This is a genomic window from Albimonas donghaensis (genome assembly GCF_900106695.1).
GTDB lineage: Bacteria > Pseudomonadota > Alphaproteobacteria > Rhodobacterales > Rhodobacteraceae > Albimonas > Albimonas donghaensis.
Window position 1 is genome coordinate 987,463 of sequence record NZ_FNMZ01000001.1, and the last position, 19,620, is coordinate 1,007,082.

The window sequence follows — 19,620 nt, forward strand, 5'->3', positions numbered from 1 at the left end:
TCTCCCCCGCAAGGCGGAGAGGGCGCCGCCGGTTCAGTGGATCTTGCGCGCCCGGGCCTTGCCCTCGAACGGGTTCTCGCCCTTGCGCCACAGCAGCCGGATCGGCGTGCCCTCCAGCTTGAAGTCACGCCGCAAGCCGTTGATGAGAAAGCGCTTGTAGCTGTCCGGAAGCTCCTCGGGGCGGGAGCAGAAGACGATGAAGGTCGGCGGCCGCGTCTTGGCCTGGGTCATGTAGCGCAGCCGGATCCGGCGGCCCCCCGGCGCGGGCGGCGGATGGTTCACCGTCATTTCGTAGAGCCAGCGGTTGAGCTTGGCCGTGGTCACCCGCATCTGCCACTTGTCGCGGGCGCGCAGCACCGCCGCGCGCAGCTTCTCCAGCCCCTCGCCCCGCAACGCCGAGACCGGCACCAGCGGCGCCCCCTTCAACTGCGGCAGCAGGCGCTCGAACTCCGCGCGCATCAGCTTCAGCGCGCCCGGCTCGCTCACCAGGTCCCACTTGTTGATCGCCACGACCACCGCGCGCCCCTCGCGCTCGGCCAGGTCCGCAAGCCGCAGGTCCTGGGTCTCGAACGGCTTGTCCGCGTCCAGCAGCAGCACCACCACCTCGGCGAATTTCACCGCCCGCAGCCCGTCGGAGACCGACATCTTCTCCAGCTTCTCGGAGATCCGGGCCTTCTTGCGCATCCCCGCCGTGTCGAAGATCCGCATCGGCGTGCCGTCCCAGTCGGTCCGCACCGAGATCGCGTCCCGCGTGATCCCCGCCTCGGGCCCGGTCAGCAGCCGCTCGTCGCCGATGATGGCGTTGATCAGCGTGGACTTGCCCGCGTTGGGCCGGCCGACCACCGCCACCTGCGCCGGGCGTTCTTCCGAAATCGCGAAGAAGGCGTCGGCGGCGGCGTCGCCGTCCAGTTCCTCGCCCAGCTCGATATCGGTGGTCACCACGTCGGTCCGCGCCTCTTCGGGCAGCGGCTGGTTCAGCTCCTCGCGCAGCGCGTCCAGCGCGGTGTAGAGGTCGCCCATCCCCTCGCCATGCTCGGCCGAGATCGGGATCGGCTGGCCCAGCCCCAGCCTCCAGGCGTCCATCGACGCGTCCGCGCCCTGCCGGCCCTCGGCTTTGTTGACCGCCAGCAGCACTTTCGCGCCCTTCTTGCGCAGGATGTCGGCGAAGACCTCGTCCTGCGGCAGGATCCCGGCGCGGGCGTCGACCACGAACAGGCTGGCGTCGGCCATGTCCACCGCACGCTCGGTCAGCGCGCGCATCCGGCCCGGAAGGCTGGCGGCGTCGGCTTCCTCCAGCCCGGCGGTGTCGATGATGGTGAAGGTCAGGTCGCCCAGCCGCGCCGCGCCTTCGCGCAGGTCGCGGGTGACGCCGGGCTGGTCGTCGACCAGCGCCAGGCGCTTGCCGACCAGCCGGTTGAACAGGGTCGACTTGCCCACATTGGGCCGCCCCACGATGGCGAGCGTGAACATTCCGCGTCTCCCCGGCCCCGCGGGCCGGTCCAGTCGGGAAGGCGCGTCGCGCGGCTCCCCTGAAAAAACGAACGGCCGGCCCGCGAGACGCGGCCCGGCCCCAACATCATGCCTTCCCCGTCAGCGGTAGGCCAGCAGGTCTCCGTCGACGGTGTGCACGTAGAGCGTCCCGCCCGCCGCCGCCACCCCGGTGCGCGAGCCTCCGGGCATCTCGATCACCGCGCCCGGCGCGCCGGTCTGCGGGTCGAAGGCCATCAGCCGGCCGTCCGAGGAGGTGACCAGCACCCGCCCCCCGGCCAGCACCGGGCCGCCGTAGCCGATGGGGATCTCCCGATCCTCGGGGTCCTCCCACGTCTCCAGCGGCGCGCGCCACATGATGTCGCCCGTTCCGATGTCGACCCGCACCACCGAGGGCTCGGAAGTCACCGCGTAAAGCGTGTCCGCGACTTCCCAGACCGGCGACATGGACCCGAAATCCAGCTGCCAGACCCGCCGCCCGTTGCGCCCGTCGAACAGCGCCATGGCGCCGCCGGCATTGGCCGCGACCACCGAAGGGCCGGGGCCGAGCGCGGGGGCGGAGGTCACGTCGGGGAACGCCGCCATCCCCTCCACCTTGCCCGGCGACACCAGCGTCGCCGACCACAGGGTGGCGCCGGATTCGGTGCGCGCCAGCACCAGCTCGCCCGAGCCGTAGGGCAGCGCCACCACGTTCTCCGTGGCCGCGGGGGCCGAGCCGCCTAGATTGCCGGCGCGGTTCAGGCCCGAATCCTTGGTCCAGGCGACCGACCCGTCCTCGGCGTTCAGCGCCACGGCCTTGTTGGCGCGGGTGACGGCGATGACCTTGCCGCCGGCGACCACAGGGGCGGAGTGGATCGGGGCCTGCGCCTGGTGGCGCCAGATCTCCGCGCCGTCCGCGACGTTCAGCGCCGCCACCAGCCCGAACCCGTTGGTGACGTAAAGCCGGTCGCCGACCACGGCGAGCCCGCCGCCGAAGCCGGTGGCCGAGCTCTCCCCGTCCGGCGTGAGATCCACGTCCCAGCGCCGCCGGCCGGAGCCGGCGTCGAAGGCGCGCACCCCGGCCTCGCCGTCGCGCAGGAAAATCACGCCGTCGGCGATCACCGGGCCGGAATCGGTCAGCCGGTCCTCGGCGCCCGGTCCGGCCGACACCCGCCAGGCGAGGCTGGGCGAGGACGGGCCGGCCGGATGACCGCCGGCATGGCCCGCGTCGCCGCCGACCTGCGGCCAGTCGGCCCTGGTCTCGGCGGCGGGGATCGGGCGGGTCTCGCCCGTCACCTCGCCGCCCGGCTGGACCGAGGGGCGGATGGCGATGCGCTCGCCCGGCAGGCGGGGGTCCTCGTCATCCGCGCAACCGGCCAGCGCCGCCGCCGCCGCCAGAACCGCGAGGCTCAGCAGCCGTCCGGGCGCGGGCCGCGATGCGGCGCGGGGGCCGAGGGATTTCCGGGCCGCGATCATTCCGACCCCCCGGCGGCATCCGCGCCGAACAGGGTCATGAACTCCTGCAGCCGCTGGCGCAGGCCGGGGCTCAGCATCGGATCGTCGAGCGCGGTCCGCGCATCCTCGCGCGCGCCCTCGGCGTCGCCGGCCTCCAGCCGCGCCACGGCGCGACGCTCCAGCGCCAGAAGGCGGAACGGGGATTCGGCGCCGACATGGGCGTCCCAGGCGCGGGCGCGCTCGGCGGGCTCCAGGCCCGGCTCGCGCAGCATCACCGCCCGCACGCCGGCCAGCGCCCGATAGATCGGGTCGGCGGCGCCGTCGCTCTCCACCGCCTCATAGGCTTCGGCGGCGGCCTCGGTCTCGCCGGCCTCGGCCAGCGCCGCGGCTTCGGACAGGCGCGCCACCATCGCCGGACCCGCGGCGGCCTCCGCGCTCCCGGCGATGCCGCCGAAGGCCGCGGCGCGCGCGGCGGGGTCCGGGGCCTCGCCGGCGGCGATCAGCTCCGCCCCCACGCGCCGCGCCTCCGCGTCATCGCGCTGGTCGAGCCAGGTGGCGACGCCGGCCGCGACGACCAGCGCCCCGATCCCGCCGATCACCCATGGGCCCCAGCGCTTCCAGACGCGCAGCATGCGGTCGCGGCGCAGCTCCTCGGAGACTTCGTCGATGAAGCTGTCCCTGTCGGTCACGCGCGGCTCCCTGCCTGTTCAGCGTTCTTGCTCGGCTTCCGCGGCCCTCGCGGCCCGCGGCATTTTATACGGCGATCCTGTCGGCATCGCGTCGCAACGCGCCGGAAAACCGCCCATCGCGGCGCGGAAAATCGGCCTGATGGCGACAGGAACCACGTCCGGCTGCGTATACTGGTCACCCGGGGCCGGCGCAAGCTTGCGCCCGGGACGGTCTCGCGCCATGTAGAGCGCGCTTGCCCTTTGCGTAAGGCCGCGGAGTCGCACGACGTCGCGGCGCCTTGTATATCGCCGCGTTCGGGCCCCGCCCGGTATCCGACGACTGACCCCTGGCGCATCCGGTCCCGCCGGCCCGCGCCCCCCGCTCGAAGTGCTGAGAGGCTGCATGCGACTGCTTCCGATGCTGATGGCCCTTGCGGTCGTCGTCGGTCTTTATTTCTGGATCGCTCCGGGCGACGGGGACGCCGCGCGCGCCGCCGCCGACGACGCCGCGACCCCGGCCGCCGCCGCCGGAGCCGACGTCGCCGCCGGAGACGGGGCCGGGGCCGAGGCCGCCCCCCAGACCCGCCCGGTGCGCGTCGTCGCCTTCCGGTCGCAGGCGCAGGACGTCCGCTCCGCCATCATCATGCGCGGACGGACCGAGGCCCACAAACTCGTCGACCTGCGCGCCCAGACCTCCGGCCTGGTGATCTCCGAGCCGCTGCGCGCCGGGGCCGAGGTCGAGGCGGGCGACACGCTCTGCCAGCTCGACCCCGGCACGCGTGAGGCCCAGCTCGCCGAGGCCGAGGCCAGGCTCGCCCAGGCCGAGGCCGATGCGTCCGCCGCCGAGACCCTCGCCCAGCGCGGCCTCACCGCCGAGAACACCGCCAAGGCCCGCCGCGCCGCCCTCAGCGCCGCCCAGGCCGCCCTGCACCAGGTGACGCTCGACATCGACCGGCTGACCATCGCGGCCCCCTTCGACGGGGTGCTGGAGACCGACGCCGCCGAACTCGGCGCCCTGCTCTCCATGGGCGACGTCTGCGCGCGGGTGATCTCGCTCGATCCCATCGACATCGTGGGCTTCGTGCCCGAAATCGACGTCGACCGGGTCAGCGAGGGCCAGGAGGCTTACGCCCGCCTGATTTCGGGGCGCGAGGTGGCGGGCACGGTCAGCTTCGTCTCCCGGTCCGCCGACGACACCACGCGGACCTTCCGGGTGCAGATCTCCGTGGACAATCCCGACGGGACCATCCGCGACGGCCTGACCGCCGACATCGCCATCCCGATGCCCGCCGATCGCGGCCATTTCGCCCCGCAATCCGCCCTGACCCTCAATGACCAGGGGATGCTGGGCGTGCGCGCGGTGGAGGACGGCGTCGCCCGCTTCCACCGGGTCGAGATCCTGCGCGAGGAGGAGGGCGGGCTCTGGCTCACCGGCCTGCCGGAGGAGACGGCGATCATCTATGTCGGCCAGGAATACGCCTCCGACGGCCGTCCCGTGACCCCGACCTGGGAACCCTGGACGGGCGCGTCGCGCGCCGGCGCCGACTAGCGCCCGTCAGCCCGCCGCACCGCCTCCGACCCAGCTTTCGGAAACGTCTGACTCCCATGACCGGATTGCCGCAATGACCGGATTGATCGACTGGGCCGCCGCACGCGCGCGCATGATCTTCGCCTTCATCGTGATGACGGTGGCGGCGGGCGCCTTCGCCTATATCGGCCTGCCCAAGGAGGGCGAGCCGGATATCGACATTCCCATGGTCTTCGTCTCCGCCCCCTTCCCCGGCATCACCGCCGAGGACAGCGAGCGGCTGATGGTCAAGCCGCTCGAACAGGAGCTGTCGGATATCGACGGCCTGGACGAGATGACCGCCTTCGCCTCGGAGGGCTATGCGGGCGTGCTGCTGAAGTTCGAGTTCGGCTGGGACAAGCCCGCCACCCTGGCCCAGGTGCGCGAGGCCGTGGACCGCGCCAAGACCGAATTCCCCGACGGCGGCGAGGAGCCGGAGGTCGAGGAGTTCAACTTCTCCGAATTCCCGATCCTCGTGGTCTCGCTGTCGGGCGACGTGCCCGAGCGCACGCTGCTGCGCTATTCCAAGGATCTCCAGGACCGGATCGAGGGCCTGACCCCGATCCTCGAAGCCGGCCTCGCCGGCCACCGCGAGGAGATGCTCGAAGTCATCGTCGACCCGTTGAAGCTGGAAGCCTACGACATCACGGCGCAGGAGCTGCTGACCGTCGTGGTCAACAACAACCGGCTGGTGGCGGCGGGCGCGGTCGAAAGCGGCTCCGGCCAGTTCGCGCTGAAGCTGCCCGGCAGCTTCGAGACCCCCGCCGACGTCTACGCCCTGCCGGTCAAGGTCAACGGCGACCGGGTCGTGACCATGGCCGACATCGCCGACATCCGCCTGACCTTCGAGGACGCCACCGGCACCGCCCGCTTCAACGGCGACCCGACCATCGCCCTCCAGATCGTCAAGCGGAAGGGCGAGCCGGTGATCGACACCGTGGTCGCGGTCAAGCAGGCCGTGGCGGAGGAGCTCGCGACCTGGCCCGAGCCCCTGCGCGACGCGGTCGACGTCAGCTATTCCATGGACGAATCCAGCCAGGTCGAAGGCATGGTCGCCCAGCTCGAAAGCTCGGTGCTCACCGCCATCGCGCTGGTGATGATCGTGGTGCTGGGCGCGCTGGGCATCCGTTCGGCGCTGCTGGTGGGCTTCGCGATCCCGACCTCCTTCCTGCTGTGCTTCTCGCTGCTGGCCGTGTTCGGCATGTCGATCACCAACATCGTCATGTTCGGCCTGATCCTCGCGGTGGGCATGCTGGTCGACGGCGCCATCGTGGTCGTCGAATACGCCGACCAGCGGATCAATGACGGCGAAGGCCCGATGCGCGCCTATGTGGAGGCCGCCAAGCGCATGTTCTGGCCGGTGGTCTCGTCCACCGCCACCACGCTCTGCGCCTTCCTGCCCATGCTGTTCTGGCCGGGCATTCCGGGACAGTTCATGGGCAACCTGCCGGTGACGCTGATCTTCGTGCTGTCGGCCTCGCTGGTGGTGGCGCTGGTCTACCTGCCGGTGGTCGGCGGCGTCGCCGGGCGGGTCTCGCGCAGCCTCGACCATGGCTCGCAGGCGCTGCAGAGCCGCCTGCCCCGGCTGGTCCGCGCCCTGCTCTTCGTCGTGGTCGCGCTCGCCACCGCCGCGGCGGCCTTCGCGGTCGTGCAGCCCCCGGCGCCCGAGGCCCGCGTCCCCGCCGTCATCGCCGCCGTGGTCCTGTGGCTGCTGCTCGCCGTGGTCTCCGGGTCGTTCCGCGACCATGGCCTGCCCGCCCCCGGCGCCGCCGGCTACCGTCGCACCCCGTTCGGCCGGGTGATGAAGTTCCTCACCGGCAACCCGGTCATGCCTTTCGTCGCCATCGGCGTCGCGGTGTTCGGCGTGGTGTCGGCCTTCGGCTATTACGGGGCCAACAATCTGGGCGTCGAATTCTTCGTGAAGACCGAGCCCGAGCGCGCCGTCGCCTATGTCCGCGCCCGCGGCAATCTCAGCCTGGCCGAGCGCGACCGCCTGCTGCAGGACGTGGAGAACATCGTCATCGACGTGGACGGCGTGGAATCGGTCTTCGCCTTCGCCGGCGAGGGCGGGCTGAACCAGCGCGGCGGCAACGCCCCCAAGGACTCCGTCGGCCGCATCCAGATCGAGCTCGCCCCCTGGGGCACGCGCGGCAATGGCGACGACATTCTGGCCGAAATCGAAAGCCGCATCTCCGCCTATCCCGGCGTCATCTCCGAAGTCGCCCAGTCCGAGGAAGGCCCCCAGCAGGGCAAGCCCATCCAGCTGCGCGTGCGCGGCGACGACTGGGAAGACCTCCTCGCCGCCGCCGCCGAGGCCCGCGCCTTCTTCGACGGGCTCGACGGGCTGGCCGAGATCGAGGACACCCGCCCCCTGCCCGGCATCGACTGGGAGCTGGACGTCGACATCGCCCGCGCCGGACGCTTCGGCGCCGATGTCAGCCAGATCGGGCCCATGGTCTCCATGATCACCCGCGGCGTGCTGCTCGACACCATGCGCCCCGACGACTCGGACGAGGAAATCGACATCCGCGTCCGCTATCCCGCCGAGGACCGGGTGATCTCGACCCTGGACGACATGCGCATCCGCACCTCCAAGGGGCTGATCCCGCTTTCGAATTTCGTCACGCGCTCGCCCTCGCCCAAGCTGGGGGAGATCAACCGCGTCGACGGCCAGCGCTTTTTCGACATCAAGGCCGACGTGCGCGACGGCGTGAACGCCAACGAGCGCATCGGCATGATCCGCGAATGGCTGGAGAGCGAACCCCGCTTGCCCGAGGGCATCGACTGGGCCTTCGTCGGCGACCAGGAGGAGCAGGAGGAAAGCCAGCAGTTCCTGATGAAGGCCTTCGCCGGCGCGCTCGGGCTGATGTTCGTGATCCTGCTGGCGCAGTTCAACTCGGTCTACAACTCGGTGCTGGTGCTGACCGCCGTGGTCATGTCGGTGGCCGGCGTGCTGATGGGCATGATCGTGATGGGCCAGACCTTCTCGATCATCATGACCGGCACCGGCATCGTGGCGCTGGCCGGGATCGTGGTGAACAACAACATCGTGCTGATCGACACCTACCAGGAGTTCAGCAAGCAGATGCCGCGGCTCGAAGCCATCGTGCGCACCGCCGAGCAGCGGATCCGCCCGGTGCTGCTGACCACGATCACCACCATGGCCGGGCTGGCGCCGATGATGTTCGGGATCTCGGTCGACTTCTTCGGCGGCGGCTATTCGGTGGATGCGCCCACCGCGCTGTGGTGGAAGCAGCTCGCCACCGCGGTGGTCTTCGGGCTGGGCACGGCGACGGTGCTGACGCTGGTGGTCACGCCCGCCGCGCTGGCGGCCCGGGTGTGGATCGAGGCCGGGCTGGCCCGCGCCGCCGCCCGCTCGCGCGATGCCACCGCCCTGACCCGTCTGCGCCGCCGGGCCGGCAAGCTCGCCCCCGCGGCGCTGGTCTGGCGATCCGGGGCCGAGCCTGAGGCCGCCGCCGCGGCGCCCGATCCCGTCGCCCAGCCGAACCTCTTTCAGGCCCCGCCCCGCGCAGCGGAATAGACCGCCCCGCGCAGCGGAATAAAGCGCCCCGCGCAGCGGAGTAGACAGCCCCGCGCCGCCGAACAGGCCGGACCCCGAAACGAGAAAGGCCGCCGGGATCGCTCCCGGCGGCCTTTCTCGTTCCCGTCGCGCCCGCGGGCCGGGGCGCCAGGCCTCAGCTCTTGCGACGCCGCCGGGCCAGCGCCAGCCCGCCCAGCGCGGCTGGCAGCAGCAGCCCGGCCGCCGGCAGCGGAACCTCCGAGGTCGCGCCCGCCGCGGCGAACATCAGGTTGTCGAAGCCGACGATGTCGCCGGTGGCCGAATTGACGTCGCGGACCACGAAGGACCGGAAGCCGGTGTCCGAGGTCAGCCCGAGGAACAGCAGGTTGTTGGACTGGAAATTCGCCTCGAAGGTCCCCGCCGATCCAAGCGAGCCGCCGGTCCCGTTCTCACCCGCGAAGGCTTCGATGAAGATGCCGGGCGTGGACGATGCGCTGTCGTACTGGTCGATCACGAAAATTCCCGCCGCGACGACAGGCGCATCGAAAGTGAAGGTCAGCGTGAAGTTGTCGGACCCCGCGACCAGGTGGTTGGAACTCGCGTGAACGCCCTCGCCGGGAAGGGCGCCGGCGTCGTTGCCATCCGCCGGCCCGGCGCCGAACACGACCCCCCCGACCTCGCCTGTGGCGCTCAGCGTCACCCCGATCGAGGTCCCATAGGCGGCGTTCAGCTCCGCCACGCCGTCGCCGGGGTTCACCGCCTCAAAGTCATAGCTGGCGTTGACCACGCCGCCGGCGCCGGTCACCGCCGCGCTCCAGTCGCCGCTGTTGTCCGAGGGGTTGTTCACATAGCTCGTCAAGGCGGCCGCCGGCCCCGCAAGCATGACCACACAGCTTGCCGCTCCGAACGCGGCGCTTCTTGTATTCATGGCGCTCTCCACATGCTGGAGACTACAACATAGCGAGTAAGTTCACTGAATGTCATGTTGATAGTGCGCGGCAGGCGACGGTCAGACCGCCGCCTCCTCCCCCTCCTGCTGGCGGGCCCATAGCTGGGCATATCGCCCGCCCCGCTCCAGCAGCTCGGCGTGCCGGCCGCTCTCGACCACTTCGCCCGCCTCCAGCACCACGATGCGGTCGGCGTCGATCACCGTCGACAGCCGGTGCGCCACCACCAGCGTGGTGCGCCCCGCGCCCAGCCGGCGCAGGCTCTCCTGGATCTCGCGCTCGGTGTCGGTGTCCAGCGCCGAGGTCGCCTCGTCCAGCACCAGGATGGAGGGATTCTTCAGCATCGCCCGCGCGATGGCCACGCGCTGCTTCTCCCCGCCCGACAGCTTCAGGCCCCGTTCCCCCACCACCGTGTCATAGCCCTTGGGCAGGCTCTCGACGAAGCCGTGGATCCGGGCGGCGCGGGCGGCGTCCTCGATCTCGGCCCGGGTCGCGCCCTCGCGCCCGTATCCGATATTGTAGCCGATGGTGTCGTTGAACAGCACCGTGTCCTGCGGAACCACGCCGATGGCCTCGCGCAGGCTGACCTGGGTCACGTCGCGCACGTCCTGCCCGTCGACCAGCACCGCGCCGCCCTGCACGTCGTAGAAGCGGAACAGAAGCCGCCCCAGCGTGGACTTGCCCGAGCCCGTGGCGCCGACCACCGCCACCGTCTCGCCGCCCTCGGCCGCGATGCTCACGCCCTTCAGGATCGGGCGGTCGGGCTCATAGGCGAAGCGCACGTCGCGGAACTCGATCCGCCCCGGGCCGCGCGCCAGCCGGCCGGCGTCGGGCTTGTCGGCGACCTCGGGCGGCTGGTCGAGCAGGCCGAACATCTCCTGCATGTCCACCAGCGCCTGCCGGATCTCCCGGTAGACCGTGCCCAGAAAGCCCAACGGCATGGTGATCTGGATGATGAAGGCGTTGACCATCACGAAATCGCCGACCGACAGCTCGCCCGCCCGCACGCCCTGCGCGGCCATCGCCATCACCGCCACCAGGCCGACCGCGATCACCGCCGCCTGACCCCCATTGAGGAACGCCAGCGAGTTCGCCGTCTTCACCGCCGCGTTCTCGTATCTCGCCATGGAGCGGTCGTAGCGCGTCACCTCCCGCGCCTCGGCCCCGAAATACTTCACCGTCTCGAAGTTCAGCAGGCTGTCCACGGCCTTCTGGTTGGCGTCCTGATCCTCGTTGTTCATGATCCGCCGGATCTTCACCCGCCACTCGGTGACGGCGAAGGTGAACCACACGTAGCCCGCGATCATCGCCAGCACGACGGCGAAATAGCGCCAGTCGAACTCCACCAGGAAGATGATCGCGACCAGCGCCAGCTCCAGGAACAGCGGGAACAGGCTGAACAGCAGGAAGCGCAGCAGGAAGTCCACCGCCTTGACCCCGCGGTCGATGACCCGGCTCAGCGCCCCGGTCTGGCGCTGGATGTGGTAGCGCATGGACAGCGCGTGGACATGGCCGATGGCGGCGCGCGCGAGGCCCCGCAGCGCCCGCTGCCCGACCCGGGCGAAGGCCACGTCGCGCAGCTGCTGAAAGGCCGCGCCCATCAGGCGGGACATCCCGTAGGCCACGACCAGCCCGATCGGCCCGACCAGCAGCGCGAATTCCGCCATGCCGCCCGCGGCCTCGCCCGCCGGCACCTGGTCGGGGGCCAGCGCGTCGACCACGGCCTTGTAGAGGAACGGCGTCATCACCGTCAGCGCCTTGGCCAGCGCCAGCATGACCAGCGCCGCCACCACCCGCCGCTTGGCCCAGCCCTCCCCCTTGGGCCAGAGCCACGGGGCCACGCGCGCCACGATCCGGTAGTCGCCCTGCGCGCCGGCCAGCGTATCGGCGGCGCCCCGGGGCGGGGGAGAGATACGGCGCATGAGGGCTCCTTGGCGGTTCGGCTGGGGATGTCGGCCGGGCGCGAACGGCCCTGGGGGGCATATAGTCCGTCGCGCCGCCCGCGTCTCCCCCCCGCCCGACATGGCGGCCTGCGCCGCGCGTCATGGCGGCGGCGTCGGCCGCAGCGGGGGCCGAAGCCGGGGCTCAATGCGGGGCGAAATTCGGGACGCGCGGAACCTGCGGAGAGGTCAGCGGGCCGGTCGCGCCGGGGGCGCATCGCCCCGAGGCCGGGTCGCGGTCGCCTCCGCGGGGCCGCCGGCGGCGCCCACGGGCAGGTCGAACACCTGGCCCGGATAGATCAGGTCCGGATCGCGGATCCGGTCCCGATTGGCCTGGTAGATCAGCGTGTAGCTCGCGCCCTCGCCGTAACGGGACAGGGCGATGCGCCACAGGTTCGCGCCGGGCTGCACCACCACCCGTCCCTCGGCGAAGGCCTGGGTCACGGCGCCGGCGCTCTCGCGCAGGAAGGGGCTCTCGACCCGGCTCGCCACCTGGCCGCGGTCGTCGATCTCGTCCACCCGCAGGATGTAGCGCCCCGCCCGGTCGAGGGAGGCGAGCTGCACCCGCCACGCCCCGCCCGCCCCGATCAGCGCATCCGCCTGACGGGCGCCGTCCGCATAGACCCGCGCCGTGCGCGCCGGCGTGCCGCGCCCGGTCAGCACCACCTCGCCGGCCTGGCTGTAGGTCACGCTGTCCAGCGTCACGCCCCGCGCGGGGCCGAGCGCGGCGGGGTCCAGCACCGTCACCTCGCCATCCGCCCCGGTCCGGAGCAGCAAGGGCGCCTCCGCCGTCGCCGGGGGCGCGTCCGCGGGCGCCTCGGCCGCGGCGACCCGGCTGTCTTCCGGCGTCTCGGGCGGGGTCGGCGACGTCGCCGGTCCGGCAGCCGTCTCTCCCGCCTGCCCGGCCGCGCGCGGCAGGATCAGCACCGTTTCGGCCGAGGCCAGCGCGGCGGGCGCGGATGCGGGCGCGGCGGGGGCGGAGGAGGTGGCGGGCGCGTCCGGCTTCTCCGGCGCCTCGGCGCTCAGGCTCAGGGACTGCGCTTCGCCCGACGGCGGCGTCGACGCGAAGGCCACGAACTGGCCCGAGCGATCCGCCGTCGCCTCCGCCACCGCCTGACCGTCGAGCAGCACCGTCACCCGCGCTCCGGGCTCGGCCCGACCGGCGATCAGGGCGGCGCCGTCGGGCTCCACCCGCACCACGTCGAAGCTGGGGCCCGCCGGCGCGTCCGTCACCGCGCCCCGTTCGGCATCCGGCGCGGCCGGGGTCGCCGGCGCCGCGCCATCCGCGGCCGGCGGCGAGGCGGGGCCGGTTTGCGGCTCAGCCCGCGGCCCGGTCCGGGACGGCCCGGAGCCGGCATCCGCGTCCTCGCCAGCGTCCGCACCCGGCGCGCCATAGGTGATCGTCCCGCTCGGAACCCGCGTCGCGCCCGTCACCGACCGCGCCTCCGGCAGCGCCGCCGGAGCGCCCCCCTGCGCCACGACCGTCTCCGGCCCCTCCGGCCCCTCCGGCGCCGCGGGGCGAAGCATCCAGCCGAGCGCCCCCGCCGCGGCGATCGCCGCGAAGGCGCCGAACGAGATGATGCGTCCGCTGGCCATGTCCGTTTTTCTCTTGTCACGCCAACCTGTTTGGCGGCTCAACATGCCCTGAACGCCGCCAAAGCGCAATTCATGGCCATTTCGTGACAGTCGGCGCGCGCCGATCCGGGACCCGGTGTCGCGCCCGCGCCGCATTCCCCCGCTCCGCCCCTTCTCAAGCCGGGCCCGCGCCCTTATGCCGGTCTTCCAACCCCGCCCCCGGCCCGTCGCAGGAGATCCGCCATGACCCGCCTCGCCCGCTTCTCCGCCTGCGTCTATTGCGGCTCCCGCGACGGCGCCCGCCCCGAATACGCCCGCGCCGCCGCCCTCATCGGCGAGGGACTGGCCCGGCGCGGCATCCGCCTGGTCTACGGGGCCGGCGACGTCGGGCTGATGGGCGAGGTCGCCCGCGCCGCCCAGCAGGCCGGCGGCCAGACCTTCGGCGTCATCCCCCGCCATCTCGAAACGGTGGAGATCGGCAAGCAGGACCTCACCTCCTACGTGGTCACCGAGACCATGCATGAGCGCAAGAAGGTGATGCTGATGAACGCCGACGTGGTGATCTGCCTGCCCGGCGGCGCCGGCTCGCTGGACGAGCTGTTCGAGGCGCTGACCTGGCGCCAGCTCGGCCTGCATGACAAGCCGGTGTTCCTGCTCAACACCGAGGGCTATTGGGACAAGCTCATCGCCCTTGTCGACCACATGGCGCAGGAGGGGTTCTGCAGCGCCGATTTCGTGCGCTTCATGCAGGTGGAGACAAGCCCGCTGGCCCTGCTCGACCGGATCGAGCAGCTGCGCGGCTGATCCCGCCGCCCCTCCCGCTCCCGCCCCTTCAGCTCCTGCGGCGACGCCGGGCGACGAAGCCCAGCCCGCCCAGACCGCCCAGCCCGACCGCCAGCAGCGGCGCCGCGGCCGGCAGCGGGACCGCCGAGGCGGAGGCCTGGTCGACGGTCCAGCCCAGTTCCGGGGCCGACAGCGCCACGTCATGGATGCGCACGTTGTCCATCAGGCCGGTGACGAACTGCGACCCGCTGTTGTAGCGGGCGCCCACCACCAGGTCCCCGATATTGTCGTCGGCGAGGGTCCCCGTCGTCGCCGCCGAGACCTTCAGGTCGCCGTTCACATAGACCCGCTGCACCGAGCCGTCATAGGTGAACGCCAGATGCATCCAGGTGTCGGCCGCCGGCGGAGCGAAGGACCCGCTGCTGGCGGCGTCGATCGGGGACAGTCCGTCCGCCCAGGTGCTCGCCGCGTTGGTTCCCCAGTCCCCAAGCACCAGGTAGTGGTCGCTATACAGGCTGATGTAGTGGCCCCCGCTGACGTAGCTCGGCCGCTTCACCCAGGTCTCCAGGGTGAAGGTCGACAGGGAGAGCGCGCCGATGTCGACGATCCCGTAATCCCCGCTGCCGTCCAGCGACAAAGCCTGCCCGAACATCCCCGATGCATAGGTGGCGTCGCCCATCAGGGCGAGGTGCTCGCCATTGCCGGAACTGTCGTTCCCGGTCCCCTCGAAGGTGTATTCCACCACCATCGCGGCGGAAGCGGGCGCGGCGTCGGCCCCCGCATCCGCCCGACAGGCCGGGCCCCGCGCATGAAAAGGCCCCGCCCGTTTCCGGGCGGGGCCTCCTTCTCGGATGCGTCGCGCGCGGCTCACATGCGCGAGGCGACGTTCTCCCAGTTCACCAGCTTGTCGAGGAAGTTCGACAGGTAGGCCGGGCGCTTGTTGCGGAAGTCGATGTAGTAGGAGTGCTCCCACACATCGCAGCCCAGCAGCGCGGTCTGGCCGAAGCACAGCGGGTTCACGCCGTTCTCGGTCTTGGTGACCTTCAGCGACCCGTCCTTGTCCTTGACCAGCCAGGCCCAGCCCGAGCCGAACTGCCCGGCGCCGGCGGCGGCGAACTCGTCCTTGAACTTGTCGACCGACCCGAAGGCCTCGGTCAGCGCCTTCTCCAGCTCGCCCGGCATGCCGGTCGGGCCCATCATCTCCCAGAACTGGGTGTGGTTCCAATGCTGGGAGGCGTTGTTGAAGATGCCGGACTGCGCCACCGCATCGGCCTTGTAGGTGCCGACCACGATCTCCTCGACCGACTTGCCGGCCCACTCGGTGCCTTCGATCAGCTTGTTGCCGTTGTCGACATAGGCCTTGTGGTGGATGTCGTGGTGATACTCCAGCGTCTCCTTGGACATGCCGGCGTCGGCCAGCGCGTCATGGGCGTAGGGCAGCGGGGGAAGTTCGAAAGCCATGTGGTTGCTCCCAGTCGAGGCGCGGGGGGCTCCGCGCCGGTTGTCGGAACCCGGAGGGGTCTTGCGCCCTCCGGGCCGCGGCGCCTTCGGCCGCGATCGTATCGGCGGACGGGGCGCGCCGCGTCGCGCGCGGCGGTCCATCCCGTCCTTCGGAAGATGTAGCCCTGCAAGGCGGCGCCTCCAAGGCCAAGACGGCGTGCGAAACCGTCGCCCCCGGATTACCTTGCGTCACATCAGGCGTCGATGCGGCTCCGGGGCGCCGACACGGCGCCGATCAGACGGCGATCAGGGCGGCGGCGACCCGGCGGCCCTCGGCCAGCAGCACGTTGAAGGTCCGGCAGGCGGCCGGCGTCGACATGGGGTCGAGCCCCACGCCCGCCGCCTCCAGCGCCGCGCGGGCCTCACGCGGGGGGAAGCCCACATCCGCGCCCGCGCCCAGCAGCAGCACGTCGATGTCCTCGGCCGCGGCCAGGATCGGGGCCAGCGCCTCCGGCCCCAGCGCCGACAGCTCGGCCACCGGCCAGTCGGCCATGCCGCCGGGCAGCAGCAGCTGGCTGCCCATCCGCTTCGCGCCGCCGATGCGGAAGCCGCCGCCGCCATAGGCCTCGATCGGCGGACGGGCGTCGAAATCGATCTCCAGCATGCGCATCGCGCGTCTCCCGTCGATTGCGTGTGCGCCGGACCCTAGCCCCGGAGCCCGCGCGCGCGAAACCCCCTCGGTCCCGCAACCTCAGTCCGACAACCTCAGTCCCACAGCGGCAGGCCCGACAGCGCGGCGAAGAAGATCAGCCCGAAGGCCAGCCGGCGGAACAGCGTCTCCGGCGCCAGCGGGAACAGGCGCTTGCCCACTTCCACCCCGCACAGGAACAGCGGGGCCAGCACCAGCCCCAGCGCCACCGCCTCGGTCCCGAAGAACCCCGCCCGCCACAGCAGCGCCGCCGAGACGACCGAGGACGCCGCGAACAGCACCACGATATTGGCCCGCATCGCCGCCGGTTCCGCCGAGCGGCCCAGGTAGAACAGCACCACCGGCACGCCCGACAGCCCAGCGATCCCGCCCATCAGCCCCGCGGCCGCCCCCACCGGCGCCCCGATCCAGCGCGGCGCCGCCCCCGTCGCCCGCCAGCCCGAGGCCAGCGCCAGCGCCGCCGCCAGCGCCGCGAGGCACACGAACCAGCGCAGGGTCAGATCGGGCAGCGTCGCCAGCAGCCAGACCCCGACCGGCGTGCCGATCAGCACGCCGCCCAGCATCACCGCCACCTCGCGCCGCGCGCAGCGCCGCAGGCTCTCGCCCAGCAGAGAGAAGGTTCCGAAGGCGTTGAAAACCGTGAGGGTGGCCAGCGCCAGGCCGGCGGGGGCGAAGATCGCGGCGACCGGCATGAACACCAGCGCCACCCCGAAGCCCGAGAACCCCCGCACCACGCCCGCCGTCAGGCAGGCCGCCGCCAGGATCGGAAAGCCCGGCCGCGACACCGCCGCGGCCAGCGCTTCCCATGCCCAGCTCATGCGCGCGTCAGACCTGCGCGCCGCCGAAATTGGTCCCGGCCGGCCCGGTCTTGTCCGGCTTGGACCAGTCCCGCTTCACGCCCAGCCGCAGCACCAGCACCGAGGCGATGAAGATCGACGAATACGTGCCCACCACGATCCCCCAGATCATCGCCAGCGTGAAGCCGCGGATCACCTCGCCCCCCAGCGCCCACAGGGCCACCAGCGCCACCAGCGTGGTGCCCGAGGTCATCAGGGTCCGGCTCAGGGTCTCGTTGATCGACAGGTTCAGCACCTCGGCCAGCGACATCTGCTTGAACTTGCGCAGGTTCTCGCGGATGCGGTCGAAGACGATCACCGTGTCGTTGAGCGAGTAGCCCACGATGGTCAGCAGCGCCGCGATGATCGACAGGTTGAACTCCAGGCTGGTGACCGAGAACACGCCGATGGTCAGCACCACGTCATGGACCAGCGCGATCACCGCGCCCAGCGCGAACTGCCATTCGAAGCGCAGCCAGATGTAGATCAGCATGAAGAACACCGCGAGCCCCACGGCCAGCGCGCCCTGCTGGACCAGCTCGCCCGAGACCTTGGGGCCGACCACCTCGACCCGCCGGGTCTCGATGCCGCCGATGGCCTCCTGCAACGCGGCCTCGACCTGGCCGACGACCTGCATCTGGGCGTTGCCGTCGCCCTCCTGCACGCCGATGCGGATCAGCACGTCCTGCGGCGCGCCGAAGCCCTGCACCGCCACGTCGCCAAGCCCGAGATCGCTGACCGCGGAGCGGATGGCCCCGACATCGGCCGGACCCTCGGTCCGGGCCTCGATCATGATGCCGCCCTTGAAGTCGATGCCGAAATTCAGGCCCTGGAGCGCGGTGACCGCGAGGCTCGCCACGATCAGGACGATGGAGAAGGCGACCGCGATCCTGCGGAAGCCCATGAAGTCGATCTTGGTGTCGTCGGGGATCAGTTTCAGGCGCATGTCCGTCGTCCCTTCCTCAAACCGTCAGGGTCTTGGGCCGCGCGCGCGCGAACCAGACGGCCACCATCAGGCGGGTGACCATGATCGCCGAGAACACCGAGGTCACGATGCCCACGCCCAGCGTCACCGAAAAGCCTTTCACCGGGCCGGAGCCGATGGCGAACAGCAGCACGGCCGCGATGAAGGTGGTGACGTTGGCGTCGATGATGGCGGTGAAGGCGCGCTCATAGCCGGTCTCGATGGCGCGGGCGGGGCCCTTGCCGGCGCGCAGCTCCTCGCGGATGCGCTCGAAGATCAGCACGTTGGCGTCGACCGCCATGCCGATGGTCAGCACGATGCCCGCGATGCCCGGCAGGGTCAGCGTGGCCCCGATCAGCGACAGGATCGCCAGCAGCAGCGCCACGTTGAGGATCAGCGCGATATTGGCGTAGAGCCCGAACATCCCGTAGCTGGCGAACATCACCACCAGCACCGCGCCGAAGGCCACGACCACCGCGATCTCGCCGGCCGCGATGGAATCCGCGCCCAGGTCGGGGCCGACCGTGCGCTGCTCCAGCACCGTGATCTCCGCGGGCAGCGCGCCGGCCCGCAGCAGGATCGACAGATTCGACGCGCTCTCCACCGTGAAGCTGCCCGAGATCTGGCCCGAGCCCCCGGTGATCGCCTCGCGGATGTTGGGCGCGGTGATCACCTCGTCGTCCAGCACGATGGCGAAGGGACGCCCGACATTGGCCGCGGTCACTTCGCCGAAGCGCCGCGCGCCGGCGGCGTCGAAGCGGAAGTTCACCACCGGCTGTCCGGTGCGGCTGTCGAAGCCGGGCTGGGCGTCGGTCAGCCGGTCGCCGGTGATCAGCGCGTCGCGCTCCAGCAGGTAGAACCGCCCCGCATCCTCGGCGTCGGGCATCTTGATCTGGTTGGGCCCCGCCTGCCCCGCCGCGTCGGTCACGCTGTCGACCATGTGAAAGGTCAGCTTGGCGGTCTTCCCGATGATCGCCAGCAGCTCCTCGGCCGAGCCGATGCCCGGCACCTGCACCAGGATCCGGTCCGCGCCCTGGCGCTGGATGGTCGGCTCGCGGGTGCCGGTCTCGTCGATGCGCCGCCGCACGATCTCAAGGCTCTGCGCCATGGTGCGGTCGTCCATCGCCGCGATCGCGCCCTCGGTCAGGCGGATCGAGATGTTGCGCCCCTCCGCGTCGACCTCCAGGTCCGGCCCGCCCGCGCCCAGCAGCCCGCCGCCCACCGGCTGCGCCAGCTCGCGCAGCGCGTCGACGGCGATATCCGCCGCCTCGGCGTCCTCCAGCCGGATCGCCAGCTCCGCCTCGCCGTCCCGCTCGACCCGGCGGAACGGGCCCACCTGGTCGCGCAGCTCGCGCAGCGTGCGCCGCGCCTCGGGCCACAGCGCGTCCAGCCGCTCCGCATGGACATCGTCCACCGCGACCTCGACCAGCAGATGCGCGCCGCCCCTCAGGTCCAGCCCGAGATTGACCAGCGACGAGGGCAGGAACGACGGCCAGGCCTCGGCCTCCGCTTCCGCCTCCGGCCCGGCGGTCCCGGCCTCGATGGCGGCGCGGGCGTCATTGGCGCGCTCGACGGTGGAGTAGAAGGCGTTGGGCGCCGCGAAGACGACCCCGGCCGCGCAGATCAGCAGGACCAGCGCCGTCTTCCAGGCGGGATAGTGGAGCATGGATTTCTCCGTCGCGTCCGCGGCGCGGCGCTCAAGGCCCGGCGCGGGAAGCGGGTGTCACGTGGCCGCGTCCCGCCCCCCGC

15 protein-coding genes are annotated in these 19,620 nt (G+C 71.8%); 3 read left to right on the plus strand and 12 right to left on the minus strand.

Going from position 1 to position 19,620, the window contains the following annotated elements; all coding sequences use genetic code 11:
* Window positions 1-33: 33 nt before the first annotated feature.
* From der to BLV24_RS04135, 3 genes are all read right to left on the minus strand, one after another.
* On the minus strand, window positions 34-1,470 hold the full coding sequence (der, locus tag BLV24_RS04125) for a ribosome biogenesis GTPase Der (protein ID WP_092679837.1): 1,437 nt from the start codon (window positions 1,468-1,470) through the stop codon (window positions 34-36).
* Between the two features lie 120 nt (window positions 1,471-1,590).
* Entirely contained in the window at window positions 1,591-2,943 is a 1,353-nt protein-coding gene (locus tag BLV24_RS04130; RefSeq protein WP_092679838.1) for a BamB-related PQQ repeat family beta-propellar protein, read from the minus strand.
* Complete coding sequence (locus BLV24_RS04135; RefSeq protein WP_092679839.1) at window positions 2,940-3,611, minus strand: tetratricopeptide repeat protein; 672 nt, start codon at window positions 3,609-3,611, stop codon at window positions 2,940-2,942. The genes BLV24_RS04130 and BLV24_RS04135 overlap by 4 nt, the downstream gene beginning before the upstream one ends.
* A 382-nt stretch (window positions 3,612-3,993) precedes the next feature.
* Here BLV24_RS04135 and BLV24_RS04140 point away from each other — a divergent pair, with 382 nt between their 5' ends.
* Together BLV24_RS04140 and BLV24_RS04145 are read left to right on the plus strand one after the other, a co-directional pair.
* Entirely contained in the window at window positions 3,994-5,139 is a 1,146-nt protein-coding gene (locus BLV24_RS04140; protein ID WP_092679840.1) for an efflux RND transporter periplasmic adaptor subunit, read from the plus strand.
* A gap of 73 nt (window positions 5,140-5,212) precedes the next feature.
* A complete protein-coding gene (locus BLV24_RS04145) occupies window positions 5,213-8,698 on the plus strand; it encodes an efflux RND transporter permease subunit (RefSeq protein ID WP_092679841.1) in 3,486 nt (1,161 codons plus the stop codon).
* 154 nt (window positions 8,699-8,852) lie between these two features.
* Here the strand turns inward: BLV24_RS04145 and BLV24_RS04150 are convergent, their stop codons facing one another.
* The 3 genes from BLV24_RS04150 to BLV24_RS04160 form a co-directional block, all read right to left on the minus strand.
* Entirely contained in the window at window positions 8,853-9,536 is a 684-nt protein-coding gene (locus BLV24_RS04150) for a VPLPA-CTERM sorting domain-containing protein (RefSeq protein WP_143040207.1), read from the minus strand.
* A gap of 150 nt (window positions 9,537-9,686) precedes the next feature.
* The gene (locus BLV24_RS04155; RefSeq protein WP_092679843.1) at window positions 9,687-11,546 is read right to left on the minus strand and encodes an ABCB family ABC transporter ATP-binding protein/permease; all 1,860 of its coding nucleotides are present in this window, start codon (window positions 11,544-11,546) and stop codon (window positions 9,687-9,689) included.
* Between the two features lie 207 nt (window positions 11,547-11,753).
* Window positions 11,754-13,160 (minus strand): Ig-like domain-containing protein, encoded by a 1,407-nt coding sequence (locus BLV24_RS04160; RefSeq protein ID WP_092679844.1) that lies wholly within the window; start codon window positions 13,158-13,160, stop codon window positions 11,754-11,756.
* A 222-nt stretch (window positions 13,161-13,382) separates the two neighbouring features.
* On the opposite strand from BLV24_RS04160, the gene BLV24_RS04165 reads away from it, so the two are divergent.
* Entirely contained in the window at window positions 13,383-13,943 is a 561-nt protein-coding gene (locus BLV24_RS04165; protein WP_092679845.1) for an LOG family protein, read from the plus strand.
* A gap of 28 nt (window positions 13,944-13,971) precedes the next feature.
* Here BLV24_RS04165 and BLV24_RS04170 read toward each other — a convergent pair whose 3' ends face one another.
* The 6 genes from BLV24_RS04170 to secD all read right to left on the minus strand — a co-directional run bounded on the left by BLV24_RS04170 (window position 13,972) and on the right by secD (window position 19,537).
* Entirely contained in the window at window positions 13,972-14,664 is a 693-nt protein-coding gene (locus BLV24_RS04170; protein ID WP_176954611.1) for a LamG domain-containing protein, read from the minus strand.
* A gap of 125 nt (window positions 14,665-14,789) precedes the next feature.
* A complete protein-coding gene (locus BLV24_RS04175) occupies window positions 14,790-15,383 on the minus strand; it encodes a superoxide dismutase (RefSeq protein ID WP_092679847.1) in 594 nt (197 codons plus the stop codon).
* A gap of 274 nt (window positions 15,384-15,657) precedes the next feature.
* Window positions 15,658-16,026, minus strand: coding sequence for an Mth938-like domain-containing protein (locus BLV24_RS04180; protein ID WP_342707971.1), 369 nt, complete (start codon window positions 16,024-16,026; stop codon window positions 15,658-15,660).
* Window positions 16,027-16,127: 101 nt separating this feature from the next.
* Window positions 16,128-16,889 carry a sulfite exporter TauE/SafE family protein gene (locus BLV24_RS04185; RefSeq protein ID WP_092679849.1) on the minus strand — a complete coding sequence of 254 codons (762 nt, stop codon included), beginning with the start codon at window positions 16,887-16,889 and terminating at the stop codon, window positions 16,128-16,130.
* Window positions 16,890-16,896: 7 nt separating this feature from the next.
* The gene (secF, locus tag BLV24_RS04190) at window positions 16,897-17,853 is read right to left on the minus strand and encodes a protein translocase subunit SecF (RefSeq protein ID WP_092679850.1); all 957 of its coding nucleotides are present in this window, start codon (window positions 17,851-17,853) and stop codon (window positions 16,897-16,899) included.
* Window positions 17,854-17,869: 16 nt separating this feature from the next.
* Window positions 17,870-19,537 carry a protein translocase subunit SecD gene (secD, locus tag BLV24_RS04195; protein ID WP_092679851.1) on the minus strand — a complete coding sequence of 556 codons (1,668 nt, stop codon included), beginning with the start codon at window positions 19,535-19,537 and terminating at the stop codon, window positions 17,870-17,872.
* Window positions 19,538-19,620 lie beyond the last annotated feature (83 nt).